This window comes from Streptomyces hainanensis, assembly GCF_004348415.1.
Classification (GTDB): Bacteria; Actinomycetota; Actinomycetes; order Streptomycetales; family Streptomycetaceae; genus Streptomyces; species Streptomyces hainanensis.
The window spans coordinates 1-21,450 of the sequence record NZ_SMKI01000071.1; the positions used below are offsets into that span (position 1 = coordinate 1).

General features: G+C 74.9%; 20 protein-coding genes. 6 read left to right on the forward strand and 14 right to left on the reverse strand.

Going from position 1 to position 21,450, the window contains the following annotated elements; all coding sequences use genetic code 11:
• Positions 1-26: 26 nt before the first annotated feature.
• The 3 genes from E1283_RS09145 to E1283_RS09155 all read right to left on the reverse strand — a co-directional run bounded on the left by E1283_RS09145 (position 27) and on the right by E1283_RS09155 (position 3,163).
• Entirely contained in the window at positions 27-830 is an 804-nt protein-coding gene (locus E1283_RS09145; protein WP_132817429.1) for a cytochrome d ubiquinol oxidase subunit II, read from the reverse strand.
• A gap of 96 nt (positions 831-926) precedes the next feature.
• Complete coding sequence (locus E1283_RS09150; RefSeq protein ID WP_132817430.1) at positions 927-2,171, reverse strand: cytochrome ubiquinol oxidase subunit I; 1,245 nt, start codon at positions 2,169-2,171, stop codon at positions 927-929.
• A 308-nt stretch (positions 2,172-2,479) separates the two neighbouring features.
• A complete protein-coding gene (locus tag E1283_RS09155) occupies positions 2,480-3,163 on the reverse strand; it encodes a response regulator (RefSeq protein ID WP_132817431.1) in 684 nt (227 codons plus the stop codon).
• A gap of 87 nt (positions 3,164-3,250) precedes the next feature.
• Between E1283_RS09155 and E1283_RS09160 the strand changes: the two genes are divergently transcribed.
• Positions 3,251-3,820 carry a hypothetical protein gene (locus tag E1283_RS09160; protein WP_132817432.1) on the forward strand — a complete coding sequence of 190 codons (570 nt, stop codon included), beginning with the start codon at positions 3,251-3,253 and terminating at the stop codon, positions 3,818-3,820.
• On the opposite strand, the gene E1283_RS09165 is transcribed toward E1283_RS09160, so the two are convergent.
• A complete protein-coding gene (locus E1283_RS09165; RefSeq protein ID WP_132817433.1) occupies positions 3,787-4,695 on the reverse strand; it encodes a LysR family transcriptional regulator in 909 nt (302 codons plus the stop codon). The two genes, E1283_RS09160 and E1283_RS09165, sit on opposite strands and share 34 nt — an antisense overlap.
• 162 nt (positions 4,696-4,857) lie before the next feature.
• Between E1283_RS09165 and E1283_RS09170 the strand changes: the two genes are divergently transcribed.
• Together E1283_RS09170 and E1283_RS09175 are read left to right on the forward strand one after the other, a co-directional pair.
• Complete coding sequence (locus tag E1283_RS09170) at positions 4,858-5,757, forward strand: DMT family transporter (protein ID WP_132817434.1); 900 nt, start codon at positions 4,858-4,860, stop codon at positions 5,755-5,757.
• Between the two features lie 63 nt (positions 5,758-5,820).
• The gene (locus E1283_RS09175; protein ID WP_132817435.1) at positions 5,821-7,257 is read left to right on the forward strand and encodes a hypothetical protein; all 1,437 of its coding nucleotides are present in this window, start codon (positions 5,821-5,823) and stop codon (positions 7,255-7,257) included.
• Positions 7,258-7,297: 40 nt separating this feature from the next.
• Here E1283_RS09175 and E1283_RS09180 read toward each other — a convergent pair whose 3' ends face one another.
• On the reverse strand, positions 7,298-8,548 hold the full coding sequence (locus tag E1283_RS09180; RefSeq protein ID WP_132817436.1) for a sensor histidine kinase: 1,251 nt from the start codon (positions 8,546-8,548) through the stop codon (positions 7,298-7,300).
• A gap of 77 nt (positions 8,549-8,625) precedes the next feature.
• On the opposite strand from E1283_RS09180, the gene E1283_RS09185 reads away from it, so the two are divergent.
• On the forward strand, positions 8,626-9,042 hold the full coding sequence (locus tag E1283_RS09185; protein ID WP_132817437.1) for an ankyrin repeat domain-containing protein: 417 nt from the start codon (positions 8,626-8,628) through the stop codon (positions 9,040-9,042).
• 36 nt (positions 9,043-9,078) lie between these two features.
• On the opposite strand, the gene E1283_RS09190 is transcribed toward E1283_RS09185, so the two are convergent.
• From E1283_RS09190 to E1283_RS09220, 7 genes are all read right to left on the reverse strand, one after another.
• Positions 9,079-10,416: a DUF418 domain-containing protein gene (locus tag E1283_RS09190; RefSeq protein ID WP_207930343.1), complete on the reverse strand. Its 1,338-nt coding sequence runs from the start codon at positions 10,414-10,416 to the stop codon at positions 9,079-9,081.
• Between the two features lie 127 nt (positions 10,417-10,543).
• Positions 10,544-11,692, reverse strand: a complete 1,149-nt coding sequence (locus tag E1283_RS09195; protein WP_132817438.1) for an amidohydrolase family protein — start codon at positions 11,690-11,692, stop codon at positions 10,544-10,546.
• 12 nt (positions 11,693-11,704) lie between these two features.
• Complete coding sequence (locus E1283_RS09200; RefSeq protein ID WP_132817439.1) at positions 11,705-13,063, reverse strand: type I glutamate--ammonia ligase; 1,359 nt, start codon at positions 13,061-13,063, stop codon at positions 11,705-11,707.
• An 87-nt stretch (positions 13,064-13,150) separates the two neighbouring features.
• Positions 13,151-14,059, reverse strand: a complete 909-nt coding sequence (locus E1283_RS09205; RefSeq protein WP_132817440.1) for a DUF3152 domain-containing protein — start codon at positions 14,057-14,059, stop codon at positions 13,151-13,153.
• A gap of 80 nt (positions 14,060-14,139) precedes the next feature.
• A complete protein-coding gene (locus E1283_RS09210; protein ID WP_132817441.1) occupies positions 14,140-14,898 on the reverse strand; it encodes a hypothetical protein in 759 nt (252 codons plus the stop codon).
• Positions 14,899-15,020: 122 nt separating this feature from the next.
• Positions 15,021-15,542 carry a SigE family RNA polymerase sigma factor gene (locus tag E1283_RS09215; RefSeq protein ID WP_132817442.1) on the reverse strand — a complete coding sequence of 174 codons (522 nt, stop codon included), beginning with the start codon at positions 15,540-15,542 and terminating at the stop codon, positions 15,021-15,023.
• A 167-nt stretch (positions 15,543-15,709) separates the two neighbouring features.
• Positions 15,710-17,221 (reverse strand): MDR family MFS transporter, encoded by a 1,512-nt coding sequence (locus E1283_RS09220; RefSeq protein ID WP_132817447.1) that lies wholly within the window; start codon positions 17,219-17,221, stop codon positions 15,710-15,712.
• 181 nt (positions 17,222-17,402) lie between these two features.
• Between E1283_RS09220 and E1283_RS09225 the strand changes: the two genes are divergently transcribed.
• On the forward strand, positions 17,403-17,999 hold the full coding sequence (locus tag E1283_RS09225) for a TetR/AcrR family transcriptional regulator (RefSeq protein WP_132817443.1): 597 nt from the start codon (positions 17,403-17,405) through the stop codon (positions 17,997-17,999).
• A 51-nt stretch (positions 18,000-18,050) separates the two neighbouring features.
• Positions 18,051-18,878, forward strand: coding sequence for an SDR family oxidoreductase (locus tag E1283_RS09230; RefSeq protein ID WP_132817444.1), 828 nt, complete (start codon positions 18,051-18,053; stop codon positions 18,876-18,878).
• Positions 18,879-18,963: 85 nt separating this feature from the next.
• Here E1283_RS09230 and E1283_RS09235 read toward each other — a convergent pair whose 3' ends face one another.
• Together E1283_RS09235 and E1283_RS09240 are read right to left on the reverse strand one after the other, a co-directional pair.
• Entirely contained in the window at positions 18,964-19,449 is a 486-nt protein-coding gene (locus E1283_RS09235) for a prevent-host-death family protein (RefSeq protein ID WP_243744705.1), read from the reverse strand.
• Between the two features lie 75 nt (positions 19,450-19,524).
• On the reverse strand, positions 19,525-21,450 hold a 1,926-nt coding region (locus E1283_RS09240), incomplete at its 5' end, for a bifunctional glycosyltransferase 87/phosphatase PAP2 family protein (protein ID WP_132817445.1).

A 21,450-nucleotide genomic window follows, 5' to 3' on the forward strand; every position in this document is an offset into this window, starting at 1 on the left:
GGCGGAGACGGTCGGGGCGGCGGTTCTCATGTGAGGTTCTCCTCGGGACTGTTCGAACGGTGGATCGGTGCCCGCGACGGCGGGCGCTGGGCGGCCCTGCCCAGCCAGTAGCGGGCGGCCACCAGCAGCGGCAGGACGGCGATGATCGGCGGCAGTTGGACGAGGAGCGCGGTGCTGCTCGCGGCGTGCTCGGTCAGCGGCAGCCGGGCGCCGGCCAGCAACGGCAGGCCGGCCATCACCGCCGAGGTGAGCGCGCGGGTCGAGCCGGCGCTCCGGCCGTCGGTCAACTGCCAGGCGCGGCGGAGTGGTTCGCCGGTGAGGCGGCGGCAGCCGAGCGCCAGGCCGTGGGCGGCGAACAGGGCCGCGGTGCCCGCCGCGGTGATGGCGCCGGTGGCGACCGGCGCGGGCGCGTAGCCGACGCCGTCCGCGGCGACCAGCAGCGAGGCGAGCAGCCAGCCCCATGCCCCGGCCAGCAGCCAACTGCCGCCGACGACCAGGGCGTCCAGGGCTCGGGCGTCCGACACCCGCCGCCACCACAGGCCGGCGTCCCGCAGCAGCCAGCCGGCCAACAGCGGCACCAGCACCGGCAGCAGCCCGCTGAACAACTCGCCCTCCAGGGCCGGGAAGCAGCCGAAGAGGACCCCGGCGGCGGCCACCAGCCAGACCTCGTTGGCCATGAACAGCGGCCCGACGGCGGCGATCACGGCGCCCCGTTCCGACCGGCCGCGGCCGAGCGCCGGGAGCAGCATGCCGAGGCCGATGTCGGCGCCGGCCAGCACGAAGTACCCGGCGACGAAGACCCCGAGCACGAGTGCGGCGAGCGTCTCCACGGCGTCCTCCCTTCCGTCGGTGTGTCGGTGTGGTGTGTCGGTGTGTGGGTGTGTCGGTGTCGGTGTCGGTGTCGGTGTCGGTGTGTCGGGGGCGGCTCAGGACATCCGGAGGTCCGCGGGGCTCGGCCCCCGGCCGGCGGCGCGCAGCAGCAGCCACCAGTTGCCGGCCACCAGCAGGGCGAAGAGCGGCACGAAGACCGCGAGCGAGAGCCGCATCGTGCCCGTGGAGACCTGGGAGACGGCGTCCTCCGTGCGCAGCAGCCCGTACACCACCCAGGGCTGGCGGCCGGCCTCCCGGAAGACCCAGCCGGCGATCATGGCCACGAAGGGCAGCGGCACCAGGGCCATCAGCGTCAGGTGCCAGATCCGGAGCCGGCGCACGGCCCACGACCACGGGGCGAGCAGCGCGCTGGCCAGCAGCGGCAGCATGAGCAGCGCGAAGGCGATCATCATCACCAGGCCGGCGCCACGGGTCAGCGCCTCGTGCGGCAGGTAGTCGCCGGGGCCGAAGCGCGCGGACAACTCCGCCTGCACGCGGTCGAGTTCGGCCCGGTCGCCCTCGAAGGCCGCGATCTTGGCCGGCTGCCAGGTGCGGAGGGCGCCGAGCTGCGTGCCGCCGAAGGCGGCGGTGACGAAGAGCGCCGGCAGCGCGGTGTAGATCCCGATCCGCAGCGAGCGCGCGAAGAAGCCGTCCGGCTCGTCGGCGCGGTGCCGGAACAGGTGGTAGGCGCTGACGCCGGCTAGGAAGACGCCGGCGGTGAGCAGGGCGCCCGAGACGACGTGGCCGAACGCGAGCACCGTGCTGGGGTTGGTGAACAGCGCGACCGGGTCGGCGAGTTCGAGCCGGCCGTCGGCCGTCTCGACGTGCCCGGTGGGGTGGTTGAGGAAGCCGTTGGCGACCAGGATCCAGTAGGCGGAGAGATAGGCGGTGAGCGTGACCACCCACAGCGTGGCCAGGTGCACCCAGCGGTTGAAGCGGTCCCAGCCGAGCAGCCACAGCGCGAGGAACGTCGCCTCGACGAAGAAGGCGAACACCGTCTCCAGCGCGAGCGAGGCGCCGAAGGCGTCACCGGCCTGGTGGCCGAGGCCGCTCCAGGCCATCCCGAGCTGGAACTCCATCAGGATGCCGGTGACGATGCCGACGCCGTAGTTGATGACGTACAGCCGGCCCCAGAACCTGACCATCCGCTGGTGGACGTCGCGCGTCCCGCGCACCGTCGCCCAGGTCTGGAGCACGGCGAGCACGGTCGCCAGCCCGAGGGTCAGCGACACGAAGAGAAAGTGCCCGCCGGCGGTCAGGGCGAACTGCCATCGGGCGAGGTCCAGGGTTTCCGCTTCCACGTCCCCCACACTCGCGGCACGGCTCGGGGGCGCGCGTCCCCCGGCGGCTGACACCGGCGGTACCACCGGGGTTGCGCGCCGCGCGCCCGGCGTACCACCGCGGTAGCGTCCGGGAACCCGACGGCGCCGCCCCGGACGGTGTCCGGGGCGGCGCGGTCGGGTCGGTTCGCGGGGAGGGTCGGGTCAGGTCCTTCGCACGATCACCGGGCGTCGAAGGCCCACACGGCCCGGGCTCGGACCCGAGGTGAAGATCGCGATTGCCCATGGTCGGGCGAACGACGCGGCGGAGTTCGCGCAAAGCGCCGACGTCAACTGAGCCAACCCGGCGTGATCATCCCCGACTCGTAGGCGAGTATCACGAGTTGTGCCCGGTCCCGTACGTCCAGCTTGGTCATGATGCGGCTGACGTGTGTCTTCGCCGTGGCCGGGCTGAGCACCAGCCGGCGCGCGATCTCGTCGTTGGTCAGCCCGGCCCCGACCAGACCCATCACCTCGCGCTCCCGCTCGGTCAGCGCGTTGAGCCGGGGGCTGGGGTCCGGCTGCCGCGCCCGGCGGCTCGCGAACTCGGCGATCAGCCGCCGGGTGACCGCCGGCGCGATCAGCGCGTCGCCCCGGGCGCACACCCGCACGCCGTGCAGCAGCTCCATCGGCTCGGTGTCCTTCACCAGGAACCCGGACGCGCCGGCGCGCAGCGCGCCGTAGACGTAGTCGTCCACGTCGAAGGTCGTCAGGATCACCACCCTGACGTCCGCCAGCCGCTCGTCCGCGACGATCGCCTCGGTGGCGGCCAGGCCGTCCATCTCCGGCATCCGGATGTCCATCAGCACCACGTCCGGCAGCGCCTCCCGGGCCAACGCCACGGCCTCGGCGCCGGTCGCGGCCTCGGCGACCACCTCGATGTCGTCCTCGTCCTCCAGGATCGACCGGAACCCGGCCCGGACCAGCCGCTGGTCGTCGGCGAGGAGAACGCGTATCGGAGGTGTGTCCTTCATGCCGGCCAGGGTAGACGGGCGCCGCCCTGGCCGCCCCCGCGAACCCGCGTCGGTCGGCGTGCGCGGGCCCACCTAGGGTGGGGCCGCATGGGGGAATCCACCGAGGAACTCGGTCTCGTACCACCGCACATCGCCCGTCGCCGCGCGCGCGTCGGGCTGGCCCTGCTGGTGCTCTGGCTGGCGCTGCCGCTGGCGCTCGCCCCGCTGCTTCCGCAGGGCCTCGCCATCACCTGGTGCCTGCTGGCGTGCCCGGTCGCCATGATCTATCCGCAGGAGGCGTTCCTCGCGCAGCGCCGGATCGCGCGCACGAAGCAGCACCTGTCGGCCGCCACCTGGACCGGTCGGCGGACGGTCGACCTGCGTCAGCTGCGGAGCGCGCGGCTGTGGCCCTATCTGACGAGGAGCGACATCGGCGGGATGGTCGTGGTGACGGACGCGCACGGCGTCCGGCTGGCGGTGAAGGGCGGCGCGGAGCTGCGGGCGCTGCGCGTCGCGCTGGGGCGCCGCCGGAACGGCGCGACCGTGACTCCGGCCGCCCACCGCTACGTGTTCGAGTCGCGGGGCCCCGGCGCCCTCTCCGTCTACCTCACCGTGCTGGTCGGGCTCACCTCCGGCACCCTGGCCTACGCGATGCTGGGCGCCGTGCTGTCCGAGTGAGCCCGGGCGCCGGCCGGCACCGCCGTGGTGAGGAGCTCGGCCAGCGGGTGCCAGGGCCGGTCCGCCGGGCCGGTCAGGGACAGGTGCCGGGTGACGGTCCTGGTGAGGGGGACCAGCACCAGCCGGTGGTCGAGCAGCGTCGCCGTCAGGCCCGGCATGATCGCGACGCCGATGCCGCCGCGGACCATGGTGAGCAGCGTTCCCATGTCCCGGACCCGGTGGGCCGGGCGGAGCATCACGCCGGACAGCCGGTGGACCTCCTCGACGTACGGCTCGCAGCCGCCGGTGGACAGCACCAGCGGGTCGTCGTCCAGATCGGCGAGCTCGATCGCGGCCTCGCCGGCCAGCGGATGGTCGCGGCGGAGCAGCGCCTGGAACGTGTCGCTGGCCACGGGCACGCCGGGCGGCGGCTCCCGACCGACCAGGACGGCGAGTTCGGCGGCGCCGGCCCGCAGCCACTCCTCGACCTCGTCGTCGTCGCCCTCCAGCAGGACCACCTTCACCCCGGGGAAGTCCGCCTTCCACCGGGCGAGGAGCGCGGGCAGCACGCCCAGGCAGGCCGTGGCGGTGGCGGCCAGCCGCACCGTCCCCGACGGCCGCGGGTCGTGGCCGGCGGCCAGCGCGCACAGCGCGGCGTGCGCGTCGACGGTGCGCCGGGCGAACGGCAGGATCCGCTCGCCGAGCGCCGTCGGCCGGGGCCGGCCGTCCCCGCGCACCAGCACGGCGGCGCCGAGGAGACGTTCGAGCGTGGCCACCGCGTGCGAGACGGCGGACTGGCTGACGCCCAGCTCCTCCGCCGCGCTGCCGAAGCCCCCCTGGTCGAGCACGGCCAGGAAGGCCCGCAGGTGGGTGATGCCGACGTTCGTCCCGCTCATGGCGTTCATCCTCGGGTGCGCCGGGGACGGCCGCAACGCCGTTCGTGGCGCGACGGCCATGAGCGACGCTCATGACCCTCGCGCGCCGCTTGTTGGCCTCGCGCGCCGGCGTGCTCGGAGAATCGCCGGCGTGTGGTGACGGCAGGGGCGTGAGGAGCGGATGTGGAGCGACGGACGGTGCCCGGTTTCGTGGTGCTCTCGCTGATCTGGGGGTCCAGTTTCGCCCTGATCAAGGTGGCCGTGGACGCGGACGTCCACCCGGTGTGGGTGGCGCTGTGGCGGTGCCTGTTCGGCGCGCTGGCGCTGGCCGCGATCACCGTCGCGCGCCGCGACCGGCTGCCGCGCGACCGCGCCACCTGGGGGCACGCCATGGTGGTGGCGCTGCTGCTGAACTCCGTGCCGTTCTCGCTGCTGGCCTTCGGCGAGACGCGGGTGAGCTCGCTGCTGGCCGGCGTGCTCAACGCGACCACGCCGCTCACCACCCTGTTGTTCGCGCTCGCCCTGGTCCCGGGTGAGCGGCTGACGGCGAGCCGGACGACGGGCCTGCTGGTCGGCTTCGGCGGTGTGCTGGTGATGCTCGGCGTCTGGCAGGGGCTGGGCGACGCGACCCTGGCCGGCGCCGCCGCCTGCCTCGGCAGCACCCTCTGTTACGGCGCCGGCTTCGCCTACACCCGCCGGTTCTTCGCCGACCGTCCGGGCTCGGCCGCGGCCCTCTCCACCACGCAGCTCTCGTGCGCGGCGGCCCAGTTGGCGGTCGCCGCGCCGCTGCTCGGCGGCGCGCCGGCATGGCCCGGCTGGCACGCCGGGGCCAGCCTGCTGGCCCTCGGGGCGCTCGGCACCGGCGTCGCGTACATCCTCAACCTGCGGGTGATCCGCGAGGCCGGCCCGACGGTCGCCTCCACCGTCACCTACCTGACGCCGCTCTGGTCCATCGCCCTCGGCACCCTGTTCCTCTCCGAACCCCTCGCCTGGCACACCGCCGCCGGCGGCGTCCTGGTCGTCGCCGGCGTCCTGCTGGCCAGGTCGCGCCCCGCCCGTGTGCCGAAACCGGCCCCGCGGTAACCGACACCCCGTACCGGGCGGCGGCTGCGCGGCGGGCGGGCCGCGGCGTGATATCGCCGTGTCATGGCCGTACAAACCGTCACCTTTCGCCACGCGTCGCGCGCGGCCGCGAGGCCGACGCGGCGGCCGTTGGCCGCCGTGGCCGTCGGCTTCGCCGTGTTGTCCCTGCTGCTGGTGCCGCCGACGCTGGCGCTCGGCTGGGACGAGATCGTGTACGTCAGCCGCTGGCCGGAGTTCGGCCCGGCCGCGCCCTTCAGCGCGCCACGGTCGCGCGGGGTGCCGCTGCTCGTCGCGCCGGTGGCGGCGGTCACGGACTCGGTGGTGGCGCTGCGCTGCTACCTGGCGGCGGCCGCCGGGCTCGCGCTCTACCTGGGGTACCGGCCGTGGGCCGCGCTCCTCCCCGGCCGCGCGGTGGCGCCGACCGCCGCGGCGGCGTACGGCGCGCTCTGGTTCGCGTTGTTCTACGGCGGCGCGGCCATGCCCAACCACTACGTGGCGATGGCGGCGGTCGGCGCGGTCGGCGCCTGCGTCAGGGGCCGGTGGTTGCCGCTCGCCCTGGCCGTGACGGCGGCCGGGCTGATGCGGGCGAGCGACGCCGTCTGGCTGGCGCTGCCGCTGCTGGCCTGGCCCGGGCGCGCGGGGCTCGCGCCCCGGGTGGCCGCCGTCGGCGGCGGGCTGCTGGCCGGGGTGGGGCCGTGGCTGGTGGAGGCGGAGCTCGGCTTCGGCGGGGTGTGGGCGCGGCTGCGGGAGGCGAGCGAGATCCAGGGCGGCACGGGTCTCACGTTCTCGCTGCTCGAACACGCCGCGGCGCTCGACGGCCCGCTGCTGTGCCGGCCGTGCGAGGGGGACCACGTCTCGTGGCCGATGCTCGGCTGGTGGCTGCTGCTGCCGCCCCTGACGGCGGCCGGCCTGTACGCCACGCGCCGGACGCCACCCGAGGCGCGGACGGCGGCGCGGCCCGAGGTGCGGACGGCGGTGCGGCCCGAGGTGCGGACGGCGGTGCGGCTGGCCGTCGTCACGGCGTGCTCGCTGGGCTTCACCTACCTCTTCCTCATCGACTACGCCGCCACCCGCTTCCTGCTGCCCTGCTACGCGCTGCTGGCCGTCCCCGTGGTGCTCGGCCTCGGGTTCGTCGCCGCGCGGCTGTCGTCCCGCGCCGCGGCCGTCGGCCTCACGGCGCTGGCGTTGGCGCAGCTGGCCGTCCAGTTCGACACGCTCCGCACCCACGCCCGGATCCAGGAGCGGGCCCGCGCCGACTGGGAGCGGGTCGCCGAGGCACTGCGCGCGCACGACGTCGGCCCGCCGTGCGTGCTCGGCGGCGGCCAGGCGATCCCGGTGGCGCACACGCTGGGCTGCCGGGCCGCCGAACCGGGCGAGGAGCCGACCGCGTTCGTGCTGCGCGACGCCTCCTCGCCCCGCCGGGCACGCGACTGGACGGTGGTCGAGGTCGCCGACACCTACAACCCCGGGTGGCGGGTGGCCGTCCCGCCGGCGCGCTGAGCGCGGGGCGGAAGCCCGGACGGGCGCCCGGGCGGCGGCGCTACGCCGGCCCGGCGGGCAGCGGCAGTCGGGCGGCGACCCGGAATCCGGTGCCGTCGGCGGCGTTGGCCGCCGTGAGGTCGCCGCCCAGCGCGCGGGCCCGGGCCGCCATGCCGGCGATGCCGCTGCCGAGCGCGCCGGCGTCGGGCGCGCCCGCGCCGTCGTCGTCGACCCGCAGCCGCAGCTCGCCCGGCGCGTAGCTGAGGTGGACCTCGGCCCGGGAGGCGCCCGCGTGGCGGGTGACGTTGGTCAGCGACTCCTGGACGATGCGGTAGGCGGCGAGCGAGATCTGCGCCGGCACCACCGGTGGCTCGCCCTCGGTGGCCACGGTCACCCGGAGCCCGGCGACCGAGGCCCGCTCGGCCAGCTCGGCGACCCGATCCAGACCGGCCGGCGCCGGCGCGGTCGGCGCCTCCTCGTCCACCTGCCGCAACACCCCGAGGGTGGTGCGCAGTTCGCGCAGCGCCTCCTTGCTGGCGTCCCGGACGGACTCCAGCGCGCCCGTCAACTCGGCCGTCTGGCCCGGACGTTTGGCGCTCCGGTGCAGCGCGGCGGTGGACTGCACGTTGATCAGCGAGATGTTGTGGCCCAGCACGTCGTGCAGCTCGCGCGCTATCCGCAGCCGCTCCTCGGTCGCCGACTGCCGCGCCCGCACGTCCCGTTCCCGCTCGGCGGCCAGCATCCGCTGCTCCACCTCCGCCTGGTAGGCGCCCCGCACCCGCGTCGCGTGGCCGAGCGCGATCAGGCTCACCACCCAGCCGCTGAGCATCAGGACGGTCGCGTTCTCCACGTGCCGCTCCCCGCCCTCCGCGATCAGCTCGCCGTAGCCGAGGGCCAGCATGGCCAGCGCCGCCAGCGTGACGGCGGCGGCGAGCCGGCCCGCCCGGGCCAGGGTGTAGAGGGCGACCACGAAGGTGAACAGCGGCGTGGTGCCGTCGATGACGGACAGCGGGAAGTAGACGCCGGTGACCGCCAGGGCGGCCACGGCCACCGCCACCGGCCAGCGGTGCCGCAGCCCGGCCACCGCCAACACCACGACCCGCAGCAGCACGTCGGCCACCAGCACGACCGGGCCGACGTCCGGCGTGCGGAAGAACAGCGACCCGACCTCGGCCACCAGCACCACGCCGAGCAGCGCCATGGCCGCGTCCGCCCGGAACCAGCCGGTCCGGAACCAGCCGGTCCGGAACCGGTCGGTCCGGAACCGGGGGCCGGCCGCGCCCGGAGACGTGCGGGGGAATGTGAGGGGCATGCCCGCAAGAGTACGTAGGCTGGACGTCGGCAGCGCGGACCCGCTCCCGCCTGCCGTTCTACCGAGGAGGCGTCCCCATGACCGGCCCGGCACCGGAGAGCAACGAGCCCGCGCACGACCCCGAGGTGCTCCAGCTCGCCGCCAAGGTCTTCGACCTGGCCAGGCAGGGCGACACGGACACCGTCGCCGCCTACGTGGACGCGGGCGTCCCACCGAACCTGAGCAACGAGAAGGGCGACACGCTGCTGATGCTGGCCGCCTACCACGGCCACGCCGACACCGTGCGGGCGCTGCTGGAGCGCGGCGCCGACGCCACCCGGGTCAACGACCAGGGGCAGACGCCGATCGCGGGCGCCGTGTTCAAGGGCGCCTCCGACGTGGTGCGGACGCTGCTGGACGCGGGCGCCGACCCGGCGGCCGGCCAGCCGTCGGCGATCGACACGGCCCGGATGTTCGGCAGGACCGAGCTGTTGGAGCTGTTCGGCGCGCGTTGACCCGCGGCGCCGAGCCGACGGGAGCCCGGACGGGGCCTAGCATCTGCCGCGCCCCGCCGCGGCCGGCCCTTCGGGCGCGGCGGACCCGGCGGGTTCCTCCGGCCCCACAGGCGCGGTGCGCTCGACGCTCGCGGCCCGGGCCGCCGGGCTGCCGTACGCCAGCCGGCGCAGCAGCGCCTCGGCCGGCCCTGGCCCGCCGCCGAGCCGCTCCTGGCGGTCGGCGGCGAGCACCGTGACGAGCCACACCCCGAGGGCGAACAGCGCCATCGTCGCGCTCGTCAGGTGCGCGCCCAGGCCGAGCCCCCAGGCGGCGAGCACCGGCGAGAACAGCAGCGAGTGCGAGAGGTAGCCGGAGAGCGAGCGCTTGCCGAGCGCGGCCACGGCCCGCGCCGCCCGGCCAGGCGCTCGCCGGCGGCGCCGGAGGCGGGCCGCGAACAGCCCGAAGAGCGCCACGTAGCCGAGCCCGGCGAACGGCCCCGTGGCCTCGGCCGCCGCCCGCAGCGCCCCGCCCTCGGAGAGCGCGTCCGCCGGCACGGCCCACAGGCCGACGTGGGCCAGCGCGCCCGGCAGGCCGCCGAGCCAGCCGACGGCGACGCCGATCCCGGCCGTCCACCGCAGCAGCCCCAGGTGCCGCTCCGGCTCCTCGAGCACCCGCCGACGCGCCGCCCAGAACCCGAGCAGCATCACCAGGAACATCGGCACGCCCACGAAGCCGGCGGCCAGCGTCACGAACGCCCAGGTGGTCAGGCGGGTGCCGACGGCGGCCAACGGGTTCGTCTCGTCCGCCGCGTACACCACGGCGGTGGGCTCGGTCGGGGCGTGCCCCAGCCGCCCGAGGTCGCCGGCGGCGAGGGCCTCGACGGCCGGCACCGCCGTCAGCAGCAGCACGCCGAAGGCCACGGCGGCGCCGATCAGCACCACCCGGTCGCCGCGGCGGACGAACAGCCAGCCGAGCAGCAGGCTCGACACCCCGTAGGCGCCGGTGATGTCGCCGGCCATCAGGAACGCCGCGTGGCAGGCCCCGAAGACGATCAGCCACAGGCCGCGGCGGCGCAGCAGCCGCACCGCGGCGCGCGGGGTGGCGCCGCGCGCCGTCTGCCGGAGGTAGAGCTGCGTCATCCCGTAGCCGAAGAGGAAGGCGAACAGCGGGTAGATCCGCAGGTCCAGGCCGGCGATCATGACGAACTGCGCCGCCCGGTCGGCCACCGACCCCTCGTCGGGGTGCCAGCCGGAGGCGCCGTGCCGGGCGGCGTAGAGATGGAAGCCGGTGTTGGAGAGACAGATCAGCAACAGCATGACGCCACGCGCCAGATCGGGCGCCAGGGCCCGCTCCGCCGCCCGCACCGGCCCGCGGGCCGCCGAGAAACTTCCCATGGTTCGACGCTAGGAGCGGGGCGGGGTGGCGGGCATCGGTCGCCGGTCTCGTCCGTTGTCCACCAAAGTCGCCGTCCGGCGGGGTGTTTGTCGGCCGAAGGAGAACAGGCCGCGGCCGGGACGGCGGTCAGCCGTCCACGAGCCCGTACAGTCGCCGCGCGTTCCCGCCGCCGATCAGCGCGGCGACGCGCGCGGCGTCGGCCGGGGCCCAGGACCGTTCCTTGACCCAGGTGTCGAGGAGTTCGCCGAGGCCGCTGGTGAAGGTGCGGGAGCCCACCAGGTAGAGCTCGGGCAGCCCGTAGGCGTCGGTGGAGAACAGCAGCTTGCCGAACGGCGTCAGTTCCAGCGCCTCGGCCAGCACGGCCCGTGCCCGGGCGCCGGTGTGGCCGAGGGTGAGGCCGAGGTCGGCGTAGACGTGCGGGTAGACGGCGGCCAGGTAGCCGGCGCCCCGGTGGTAGGGGTAGCAGTGCAGCAGCACCAGGCGGCAGCCGGTCGGTTGGAGGGCTCGGACGAGGTCGGTGAGCAGCAGCGGATCGGCGTCGGGGAGCCGCAGGTCGGAGTCGCCGAAGCCGGTGTGGAGTTGGAGCGGCAGCCCGGTGCCGGCCGCGGACCACAGCAGACAGCGCAGCAGCACCGGGTCGGTGAGCCGGCCGCCGCGCTCGCGTTCGGCGAGCCAGCGGCCGGCGGCGGCGCGCGCCTCGGCGGCGCTCGGCGGATCCGGTTCGAGGGCGAGTCCGTGCCGGTAGGCGACCACGGACTTGAAGGCGACGGCGCCGCGCGCGGCCTCGGCGATCGCCTCGGTGAGCCGGCCGGGCAGCGCGGCGGCGTCCGGGCCCTGGTCGGCGACCGACTCGGCGACCGTCTCGAGCCGGACGATCTCGTGCGCGGGCGCGCCGGCCGCGTCGGCCAGCTCGGCGGGGACCAGCAGGTCGCCCGGCAGCCCGGTGTCCACCAGCAGGGTGGCGAGGCCGGCGGCGCGGAGCAGCCGCCGGGTGACCTCGGGGGTGCCGAGCTCACGCCGCCTCGCCAGGTAGACGTCGGGCGGGCAGTTGGCCGGCAGGTCGAGCGCCGGGGCGCACCAGCGGCGGACGGCGAAGCCGAGCTGGCTGTCGAAGTGGCTGGTGCCGGGCGCGGGCGGCGCGTCGGACTCGGTGAGCAGTGAGCCGAAGTGGGCGGTGTCCACCGGCCCTTCGCGCAGCACCCCGTGGCAGTGCTGGTCGACGAGGTCGGGACGGTCCGCCCGGTCCGTGCGATCTGTAGGGTCCCTGAAGTCCATGCTGCTCAACCCCTAGTAACGCTCTCTGGTGGCGGCGACGATCTCGTCCGGCGTGGACTCGGCGAACAGCGCCACCTCGCCCTGCCGGACGGCGAGGATCGCCCCGTACAGCTCCTCGCCGAGCGCGGTGCGCAGCACGGTCGAGGACTCCAGCTGGTCGAGTGCGGCCGGCAGCGACTCGGGGAGCCTGGGTGGCGGGGAGACGTGCCGCTCGGCCGGGTCGCCGGAGACGGGCTGGGGCAGCGTCAGGCCGTCCCCGACCCCGGCCAGGCCGGCGGCGATGACGGCGCCGACGAGCAGGTAGGGGTTGGCCGCGCCGTCGAAACACTTGACCTCGGCGTTGGCCGCTTCCTGGTCGTCGGGGGCGCCGGTGACGAAGCGGACGGCGGCCTCCCGGTTCTCCAGCCCCCAGCACTGGAACGCGCCGGCCCAGACGGACGGGCGCAGCCGCAGGTAGCTGGCGGGGGTGGGGGCGCCGATGGCGAGCAGCGCGGGGAGTTCGCGCAGCACGCCGGCGAGGAACGCCTCGCAGACGCCGCTCATGCCGTAGGGGCCGTCGCCGTCCCGGCAGGCGTTCTTGCCGCCGCGCCAGAGGCTGAGGTGCAGATGGCGGCCGTTGCCGAGACCGCCGAGGTCGGCGACGGGCGCGAAGGACGTGTGGAGGCCGTGGCGGTTCGAGACGGCGCGGATGGTCTCCCGGACGAGCACGGCGTCGTCGGCCGCGGCGACCGGGGCGGCTGGCCGGGCGGAGATCTCGAACTGGCCGGGCGAGTACTCGGGGTGGAGCTGGAGCAGCGGCAGCCCCTGGGCGGCGAACGCCTCGGTGAGGTCGCGGAGGTAGTCGGTGAGGCCGACGAGCCGGCTCATGCCGTAGGCGGGCCCGGTGCCGCCGGGCAGCGCCTGGCCACCGGGCGGCCGGCCGTCGCCGGAATCACCCGGACGAGTGACGGCCCATTCGGTCTCGAAGCCCATCCGCAGCTCGAGTCCGTGCTCGGCGAGTGCCCGGTCGGCCTGCCGGCGGGCGAACCCCCGTTGGCAGGCCACATACGGGGCGCGGGTCTGCTCGTAGCGGTCGGCCGGCGCCCAGGCCCAGCCGGGCTGGCCGGCGAGTACGGTGAGCCGCTCCAGGTCGGGCACCAGGCGCAGGTCGCCGTCGGGGCCGCCGATCCTGGGGCTGCTGGTGATGGAGTCGTCGACGAGGAAGACGTCGAAGACGGGCGACATGCCGACGCCGCGCCGCACGGCCTCCGTGAGCCGGCCGACCGGCACGGCCTTGACGCGGGTCAGCCCGGCGTTGTCGACCCAGGTGAGTGCGACGGCGCTGACCCTGGCGGCGCTCAGTCGTTGCGTGAGCTGCTGTTCCGGCTCCATGCGGGCACAGCATGGCCCGCCCCGCCGCGCCCCGCAACCGACCGACTACCGCGTGTCAGTACCGCCGCGGCGCCTCGCGCCCGGCGCTCAGGGCACCGAGGGCCCGGAGAGGTACTCGCCGTTCTCGTCGTGGGGCCACGCGTTGGCCACGCAGCCGTCTAGGCCCTTGATCTGCTGCATCATCGCGGGGGCCGGCTCGCCGGGGCCGGGGCACCCCTCGTGGCCGTAGCCGAGGTAGTGGCCGACCTCGTGGTTGATGATCAGCGCCCGGTACTCCTCGACGGGCCCGGCGAACTGCGGCGAACCCTGCACCCAGCGGCGCAGGTTGACCACGACGGTCTGGGCGACGCTGCAGTTGACCTCGCCGCCGGTGTCGAGCCCGTACTGGCCGCAGATGGCGTCGACGGTGCCGGGGGTGGCGATCTGCACCACGAAGTCGGAGGGGCCCTCCTCGACGAGTTGGAAGCCGGTGTCGCCCCCGGTGGTCCAGCCGCGCGGGTCGGCCAGGATGTCCCCGACCTCGGCGGCGGCGGCGTCGGGTTCGATCTCGATGCCGTCCTCGATCTGCAGCCGGTAGGTGAGGACGTCGCTCCCGCCGACCGGGGCGCCGCCGCCCGGGGCGGCGCGGAAGGTGCCGGGGCCGGTCTCCGGCACGGGTATGCGTTCCTCGTCGGCCGGCTCGTCGTCGCCCTCGTCGCCGGACGCGTCGTCCGCGCCGTCCTCCTCGGGGAGGGGCTCCTCCAGCTCGGGGGCGGTCTCCTCCTCGGTCGTCGGGAGCGGCGAGGGCTCCATCTCCACCGGGGCGGTCGGCTCGTTGGGGCCGCCGGCCGACTCCGCGCGCACGTCGTCCCGAACCACCATCCGCAGCGCCACCAGCGCGACGGCCAGGCCGAGCAGCAGCGCCGCGCCCTGCACCACGCGCAGGGCGCGCCGGGGGCGTCTACGACGGCGCGCGCGCCCCCTCGACTGCGGAGACTTGAGGGCTCGGCTGCCCATGTGGTGGTTCCCTTCGCGTGGTTCGCGTGGTTCGTGTGTTGCTGCCGTGGCTCCTGTGGCCCCCGTGTGCGGGTCTCAGGTTATGACCCGCTCTCCTCGGCCAGCCCGGCGCCCTCGACGATGAGGTCACGGACCTCCTCGTCGTTGGCCAGGGCCACCAGGTCCTCCGCGCTCAGCGGCAGCGGCATCCCCGGATTCGTGGCGGCGTCGACCACGATCTCCGCGACGAGGTCCCGCTCCTGGAACCGCACCCGCACGGAGACGTCGACCCCGCTCTCCGACTCCGTCCAGGCGGCGACCGGGGTCCCGTCGTCGAGCGCGTAGGGCCGGCAGAGGCCGTCGAGGCCGCCGTCCGTGCAGGATCCGTCGGCTCGGCCCGACGCGGGAACGGCGTCGAGGCCGATCCGGTAGCCGCCGTTCTCCGTCACGCCGATGTACGTGTCCCAGCCGTCGGTCATGCTCTCGAGGCTGCCGGCCCGCGCCGGCAGCAACCGGTCCAGCGCGTCCATGACGCGCGCCCGGTGGATCTCGACGGGCTCGGCCGCGTCCGCCGCCTCCGGGGTGCTCACGGGTGCCCCGGTCTCCTCGACCGAGGGCCCGGACGCGACCGGGGGCGCCGGCAGCGGGTCCGTGCCGCGCGGCACGTAGTCCACGACCAGGGCGGCCGTGACCGCGGCGAAGGCGAGGCCGCCGGCGGCGGTGGCCAGCCGGATCCGGGCCCGGCGTCGCCGACCCAGTGTGAGCGCCCGCGGAACCAGGTCGACGCGGGGCGCCAGGCCGTCGACCGCCTGCTCCATCGCCCGCCTGAGCGCTGGCTCCTCGGCGTTGAAGTCGTGCACGACACTGTCCCTTTCGCATGGTCTTCACGGATGTTCCGGCACGTCCGGCGCACGAGCGCCGCATCGGAGTACGACCGGGCTCGTCGGGGCCGAACGCGACGAGGCCGGGTGGGACGACGGCGCTAGCGGCTCCGCTGGGCGCCGAGCCCCGCGTAGGGCTCGGCGTGCCACTCCCCGGCGTCGAGGCGGCTCCGCAGCAGCGCCAGGGAGCGGGAGCAGGTGCTCCTGACCGTGGACTGGCTGCACCGCATCAGCCCGGCCACGGTGGCCACGCTCAGGTCCTCCCAGTAGCGGAGTATGAGCATCGCCCGCGCCCTGGGCGGCAGTTCGCCCAGGGCGGCGAGCAGCGTCACCCGGAGCGCCGGGTCCCCGGCGCCGGTCGGGTTGTCCTCGACGGCGTGCGCCCGGCGGCTGAGCAGTCCCCTCCGCTGCTCGGCGAGGAAGGTGCGGGTGAGCACGGTGCGGGCGTAGGCGTCGACGTTGTCGGCGCGGATCGCCCGCGGCCAGTAGCGCAGGAGCCGCACCAGGGTGTTCTGCACGAGGTCCTGCGCGCGGTGCGGGTCGCCGCAGAGCAGCACCGCCGTGCGGTAGAGCCGGTTCTGGCGGGCGCGCGCGTACTCCTCGAAATCCTGGTACTCGCCCATCCGCTCTCCGTTTCGAACCGCCGCGCCCGCTCGCGCCCGCCACCCTCTATGACTCCTTGGGGGCCGCCGAACGCTGAATCACGGTTTCATAACACGACGGCGCCCGCGCACCTCCCCGGGTTTCGGGGGGTGCGCGGGCGCGTGGGCGGGCCCGGCCGGGAAGCGGCTCAGACGGGCTCGACGACCGGACGCTCGCCGCCCGGTCCGCCGGCCGGGGCGGCCTCGGCCTGCGGGCCGCCGCGCAGCGGGACCTCCTTGACGAACAGGGCCATCACGAACGCCGCGATGGCGATCAACCCGCCGACCAGGAAGGCGACATGGATGCCCGAGGCGACCGCGTTCTCGTAGGCCACGCGCACCTGGTCGGGCAGCGCCGCCAGGCCGTCGGCGTCGAGCGCCGCGGTCTCCCGGGTGGCGCCGCCGGCCGCGGCGCCGCTGCCGGCCATCTCGTCCTCCACCCGCGAGGTGAACAGGGCGCCCATGATCGCGACGCCGAAGGAGCTGCCCAGGGTGCGGAAGAGGGTGGAGGTGGACGAGGCCACGCCCATGTCCCGCATCTCCACGCTGTTCTGGGCGATGAGCATGGTGATCTGCATCAGGAAGCCCATGCCGGCGCCGAGCACCGCCATGTAGACGCCCGCGGTCAGCCGGTCGGTGTCGGTGTCCATGGTCGAGAGCAGCAGCATCCCGGCCACGATCAGCACGCCGCCGGCGATCGGGTACATCCGGTAGCGGCCGGTCCTGGTGGTCGCCCGGCCCACCACCATGGACACCGCCATCATCGACAGCAGCATGGGGAGCAGCTGGAGCCCGGAGTTGGTGGCCGAGGCGCCCTGCACCGCCTGCTGGAACAGCGGCAGGTAGAGCGTGCCGCCGAACATCACGAAGCCGACGAAGAAGCCGATCAGCGCGACGAGCGTGAAGTTGCGGTTGCGGAAGAGGTGCAGCGGCAGCACGGGCTCGGCCGCCCTGGTCTGCGACCAGACGAACGCGACCAGGGACGCCACGCCGAGCACCGAGAGCCCGACGATGCGGGCGGAGCCCCACGGGTACTCGGTGCCGCCCCAGGTGGTGACGAGCACGATCGAGGTGATGCCGACGACCAGCAGCGTGGCGCCGAGGTAGTCGATGCTGGCCTGGGCGCGCCGCTTCGGCAGGTGCAGCACCAGCGTCACCATGGTGAGGGCGACGGCGCCGAGCGGCAGGTTGATGTAGAAGGTCCAGCGCCAGCCGAGGTGGTCGGTGATCAGGCCGCCGAGCGACGGGCCACCGATCATGGCCAGCGCCATCGCGCCGGCCATCATGCCCTGGTAGCGGCCGCGCTCCCGGGGCGGGATCAGGTCGCCGATGATCGCCATCACGCCGACCAGCAACCCGCCGGCGCCCAGGCCCTGGACGGCCCGGAACGCGATCAGCTGCCCCATGTCCTGGGCGATCCCGGAGAGGGCGGATCCGATGAGGAAGATCACGATGGAGGTCAGGAAGGAGCCCTTCCGACCGTACATGTCGCCGATCTTGCCCCAGATCGGCGTGGAGGCGGCGGTGGACAGCGTGTACGCCGTGACCACCCAGGAGAGATGCTGGACACCGCCGAGCTCACCCACGATGGTGGGCATGGCGGTACCGATGATCATGTTGTCCAGCATGGCCAGCATGATCGCGATCAGCAGGGCCATCATGACCACGCGCGCGTTGCGCGGTGCCGCCAGCTGACTCTGGCTCTGGCCCTCCGCCTGATCCTGGGACACGATGTGCTCCTCCGTTGCCTTACTTGCCGACCGGCAAGTGGGTACTCTGGAGAAGGTAGAGTGGCAACTAGCCGGCCGTCAAGTAAGTAATGAGTAAAGTGGGAGCACATCGATGAGCGGCACGCGGCCCTCACGCCGGTCCGACACCCGGCAGCGCATCCAGTCGGTCGCCCTGGACCTCTTCGCCGAGCAGGGCTACGAGAAGACCTCGCTGCGCGAGATCGCCGAGCGTCTCGACGTCACCAAGGCCGCGCTGTACTACCACTTCAAGACCAAGGAAGACATCCTCAGCAGCATCTACGCCGACATGACCAGGCCGGTCGACGAACTGATCGGCTGGGCGCGGGAGCAGCCACCCACGCTGGAGACCAAGCTGGAGGTCCTGCGCCGCTACGGCGCCAGCCTGGGCGGCGCGCAGCCGCTGTTCCGCTTCATGCAGGAGAACCAGGCGACCCTGCGGGAACTCAAGATCCGCCACAGCCTGAAGGAGCGGATGATGGACCTGGTCGGCGTGATGGTCCCCCCGGACGCCCCCCTCCCCACCCGACTCCGGGCCGTCACGGCCTTCATGAGCCTGCACGCCGGCGTCTTCGGCCTCGACGCGGTGGGCGGCTCGGCGGACGAGCGCATGGCCGCCTCCCTGGAGATCGCCGGCGAACTGATCACGGCGGCCCACACCGCCACCGGCGCCGAGCCCTCGTCCCGCTGAGCCGCCACGGGCGGCGGCCGCGCCCCGGGGGATCCCCTACCGTTGCGCCCCATGACGATCCTGATCATCGGCGGTAGCGGGTTCCTCGGCACCGAGCTCGCCCGCCGGGCGGCGGCGGCCGGGCACCCGACGGCCGCGACCTTCGCGACCAGGCCCGGCAGCGTTCGGGAGGTCGCGTGGCACGCCCTCGACCTGCGGGACCCCGAGCGCGTCGAGGCGGTCGTCGCCGAGGTCGGCCCACGCCTCGTCATCGACGCGACGAGCGGCGGATCCGACTGGAAGGTCACGGCCGAAGGCCCCGTCCACCTGGCGATGGCCGCGGCGCGGCACCGCTGCCGCCTCGTCCATGTCTCCAGCGACGCGGTGTTCTCCGGCGCCCGCGTCCACTACGACGAGTCCTGCCTCCCCGATCCCGTCACCCCCTACGGCGCGGCGAAGGCCGCGGCGGAGACAGGGGTCCGCCTCGTGCACCGGGACGCCGTCGTCGCCCGCACCTCGCTGATCATCGGCGACGAGCGGTCCCCGCACGTCCGCATGGTGCACGACCTGGCGGCCGGCACCCGGAAGGGCACGCTGTTCACCGACGACATCCGCTGCCCCGTGCACGTCGCCGACCTCGCCGCCGCCCTCCTGGAACTCGCGTCCGGCACGGCGACCGGCGTTCACCACCTGGCGGGAGCCGACGCCGTGAGCCGCCACGAACTCGGGATCCTCGTCGCCGGGCGAGACGGGCTCGACGCCTCCCGCCTGCCCGCGGGCCTGCGGGCCGACAGCGCACTCCCCGGGGCACTCGACGTCCGCCTCGACAGCCGCGCCACCCGGCGCACGCTGGGCACCACGCTGCGCGGTGCCCGCCGGTTCCTCGCCCCGGACGCCTGAGCGGCTCCGCGAAGCACGTGGAGCCCCCACGGGCGTGGAGACGTGCTCAGCCTTGCCACACCCGCCCGATCGCCGCGCCTCGGGGTCACTCGACGGCCTCGACGGGGCCGTAGTCACCCTCGGTGGGCCCCGGCGTGGCCTGGTACCCCTCCGGGTCGGCCTTGATGCGAGCGGTGGCGCGCCACCCGGCGATGACCTCCGGTGCGGAGTGGTCCGCGCCCAGCTCGGCGGCATCGGAAAGGGCCTCGACGAGTTCCACCGTGAACGCGCGCACCTCGGCGTCTCCCAGATGCCGTGTCCAGGGGAAGACGTCGGGCATGACCGTCACGAGCGCCTGGGCGCCGGCGTCGCGCCTGATCATCGCCAGGAACATCCGCGAGGTCGTGCTCAGGTCGGCGTCACGCCGCTCCTCACGGTCGGCCGCCGTCAGGTAGAAGTCGGGCGCGTCACGATGAGTCACCCGCAGACGCCCCGTGCGCGACGCCCGCTCGGCCACGGCACGCGGGTTACGGGAGAGGTCGGTGAACGTCACGGAATCCGGGCGGGCGATGTTCATACGCACCAGCCTCATCAGATCGTGATCTGATGTCGACCGCCCCGGCAAACCACCCGCCAGCCGCGTCCCCGACCTCACAGGGCAATACACCTAGCGCGCTCCCGTCAGGGCCGGCGGCCGCTCCCCCGGCTCCTCCCCCGGTTCCTCGGTCGGCGGCGGTACCCGGTCCGCCAGTTCGAAGGCCCGGCCGAGGGCGCGGGAGGCGGCGAAGCCGCCGAGCACGACCAGCGCCCCGCCGGCCGCGTCCAGCAGGTAGTGGTTGCCGGTGCCCATGATGACCACCGTGGTCAGCAGCGGATAGCCGAAGCCCGCCACCCGCAGCCAGCCGTACGGGGCGGTCCGCCAGAGCGTCACCGCGCACCACAGCGACCAGCCGACGTGCAGGGACGGCATGGCGGCGTAGGGGTTGGTGATGCCGGTGAGCGCGCCGTAGCGCGGGTCGTCGAGGTCCTGGACGCCGTTGGCCGTGTCGATGTAGCCGAGGTCCGGCATCAGCCGGGGCGGCGCCAGCGGGTAGAGCCAGAAGCCGACGAGGCCGAGCAGCGTGGTGAGGGCCAGCGCCCGGCGGCCGGCGCGGTAGGCGGCCGGGTGGCGGACGAGCAGCCAGCCGAGGATGGTCAGCGGGACGGCGAAGTGGAAGGACGCGTAGGCGAAGTCCATCGCGTCGGCCAGCCAACCGACGTCCGCCACCGCGTGGTTGAGCCCGTGTTCCATGTCGATCCGCAGCGCGCGCTCGATGTCGAGGATCTGGTGGCCGTGCGCCTCGGCGGTCTCCCGGTCGCCCCTCGCCTCGCTGCGGACCCAGGAGTAGCAGAAGTAGCCGACGCGGATCAGCAGCAGTTCGAGCAGCAGGTTGGGCCGGCCGGCCGCGCCGGCCCTGACCGGCCGGTCCCAGAGCGGCGACGCGCGCGGCAGGAAGCGGAGGGCGCCGGCCGCGGCGAGCGCGACGAGCAGCGGCGCGTTCTCACCGATCGGCGCCAACGAGTCCAGCTTGGGCACCAGCACCGTGCCGTCGAAGACCAGCACCAGCGCCACCAGCGCCGGCCACACCGGCCGGTCCGCGATGCGCCGGCCGGCCCGGCCGGCGAGCGCGGCCAGCAGCCACAGTTGGCCGGACGCCCAGGCTGCGGGCGTGATGGCGAGCGCGGCGCAGCCCACCAGGCCGGCGGCGAGCAGCCGTTGGTCGTCGCGCGCCAGGTGGGTGGCGCGGCGCAGCGCGACGCCGCAGACGACGGCCGCGAGCACCAGGAAGAGGGCCACCTCGGCCGGCCCGCGCAGCCCGAGGCGCAGGAGCGCGCCGTGCAGCGACTGGTTGGCGAGGCCGTCGGCGGCCTCGCCGAGGCCGACGCCCGCGGTGTGGTGGAGCCAGTAGGTGACGGAGTCGGCCGGCCTGGCCGCCCAGGCCAGCGCGGTGGCGCCGGCGAACGCCACGCCGGTGGCGCGGGCGGCGCGGCGCCCGCCGGTGCACCAGAGCAGCGCGGCGAAGAGCAGCAACGTCGGCTGGAACGCGGCGCCGAGGCCGATCAGCGCGCCGCCGCGCCCCTGGTGACGGCGGGCCAACAGCCAGCCGGCCAGCGCCAACACGAGCGCCGGGAGCCCGAAACCGCCGTGCGCCACCAGCTCGCGCGCCGGTCGTGAGAGGGCGAGCAGGATCAGCACGGCCGGCGCCACCAGCCGGGTGGCGCCCGGCACGGCGCGCGCCACCAGCAGTCCGAAGGCGGCGAGCAGCAGCAGGGTGCCGAACGTCCATCCCAGGTCGGCGGCGCGGCCCCCGGCCGCGCGCAGCGGGTCGAGCAGTGGGTCGAGCAGCAGCGCGGTCACCGGGGTTCCGGTGAAACCGCCCTCGCCGTAGACGGGTTGGGCGGTGAGCCAGCGCCCGAGGTCGGTCAGCCGCCCGTCCGACGTCCGCCGCAGCGCCTCGGCCACCTGCCAGGCCGTCAGCGCGCCGGCCACCAGCCACAACAGACCCGGGGTCAGCCGATTCCCCGCCGTCCTCCCCCGGACTCCGTCCCGGGG

Excerpts from the sequence above, each read along its gene's own strand:
- E1283_RS09165 (WP_132817433.1), bottom strand. The coding sequence starts at position 4,695 with ATGAGCGGGACGAACGTCGGCATCACCCACCTGCGGGCCTTCCTGGCC.
- E1283_RS09185 (WP_132817437.1), top strand. The coding sequence starts at position 8,626 with ATGACCGGCCCGGCACCGGAGAGCAACGAGCCCGCGCACGACCCCGAG.
- E1283_RS09200 (WP_132817439.1), bottom strand. The coding sequence starts at position 13,063 with ATGGAGCCGGAACAGCAGCTCACGCAACGACTGAGCGCCGCCAGGGTC.
- E1283_RS09230 (WP_132817444.1), top strand. The coding sequence starts at position 18,051 with ATGACGATCCTGATCATCGGCGGTAGCGGGTTCCTCGGCACCGAGCTC.
- E1283_RS09195 (WP_132817438.1), bottom strand. The coding sequence starts at position 11,692 with ATGGACTTCAGGGACCCTACAGATCGCACGGACCGGGCGGACCGTCCC.
- E1283_RS09155 (WP_132817431.1), bottom strand. The coding sequence starts at position 3,163 with ATGAAGGACACACCTCCGATACGCGTTCTCCTCGCCGACGACCAGCGG.
- E1283_RS09160 (WP_132817432.1), top strand. The coding sequence starts at position 3,251 with ATGGGGGAATCCACCGAGGAACTCGGTCTCGTACCACCGCACATCGCC.
- E1283_RS09180 (WP_132817436.1), bottom strand. The coding sequence starts at position 8,548 with ATGCCCCTCACATTCCCCCGCACGTCTCCGGGCGCGGCCGGCCCCCGG.
- E1283_RS09215 (WP_132817442.1), bottom strand. The coding sequence starts at position 15,542 with ATGGGCGAGTACCAGGATTTCGAGGAGTACGCGCGCGCCCGCCAGAAC.
- E1283_RS09220 (WP_132817447.1), bottom strand. The coding sequence starts at position 17,221 with ATGATGGCCCTGCTGATCGCGATCATGCTGGCCATGCTGGACAACATG.
- E1283_RS09225 (WP_132817443.1), top strand. The coding sequence starts at position 17,403 with ATGAGCGGCACGCGGCCCTCACGCCGGTCCGACACCCGGCAGCGCATC.
- E1283_RS09235 (WP_243744705.1), bottom strand. The coding sequence starts at position 19,449 with ATGAGGCTGGTGCGTATGAACATCGCCCGCCCGGATTCCGTGACGTTC.
- E1283_RS09175 (WP_132817435.1), top strand. The coding sequence starts at position 5,821 with ATGGCCGTACAAACCGTCACCTTTCGCCACGCGTCGCGCGCGGCCGCG.
- E1283_RS09205 (WP_132817440.1), bottom strand. The coding sequence starts at position 14,059 with ATGGGCAGCCGAGCCCTCAAGTCTCCGCAGTCGAGGGGGCGCGCGCGC.
- E1283_RS09190 (WP_207930343.1), bottom strand. The coding sequence starts at position 10,416 with ATGGGAAGTTTCTCGGCGGCCCGCGGGCCGGTGCGGGCGGCGGAGCGG.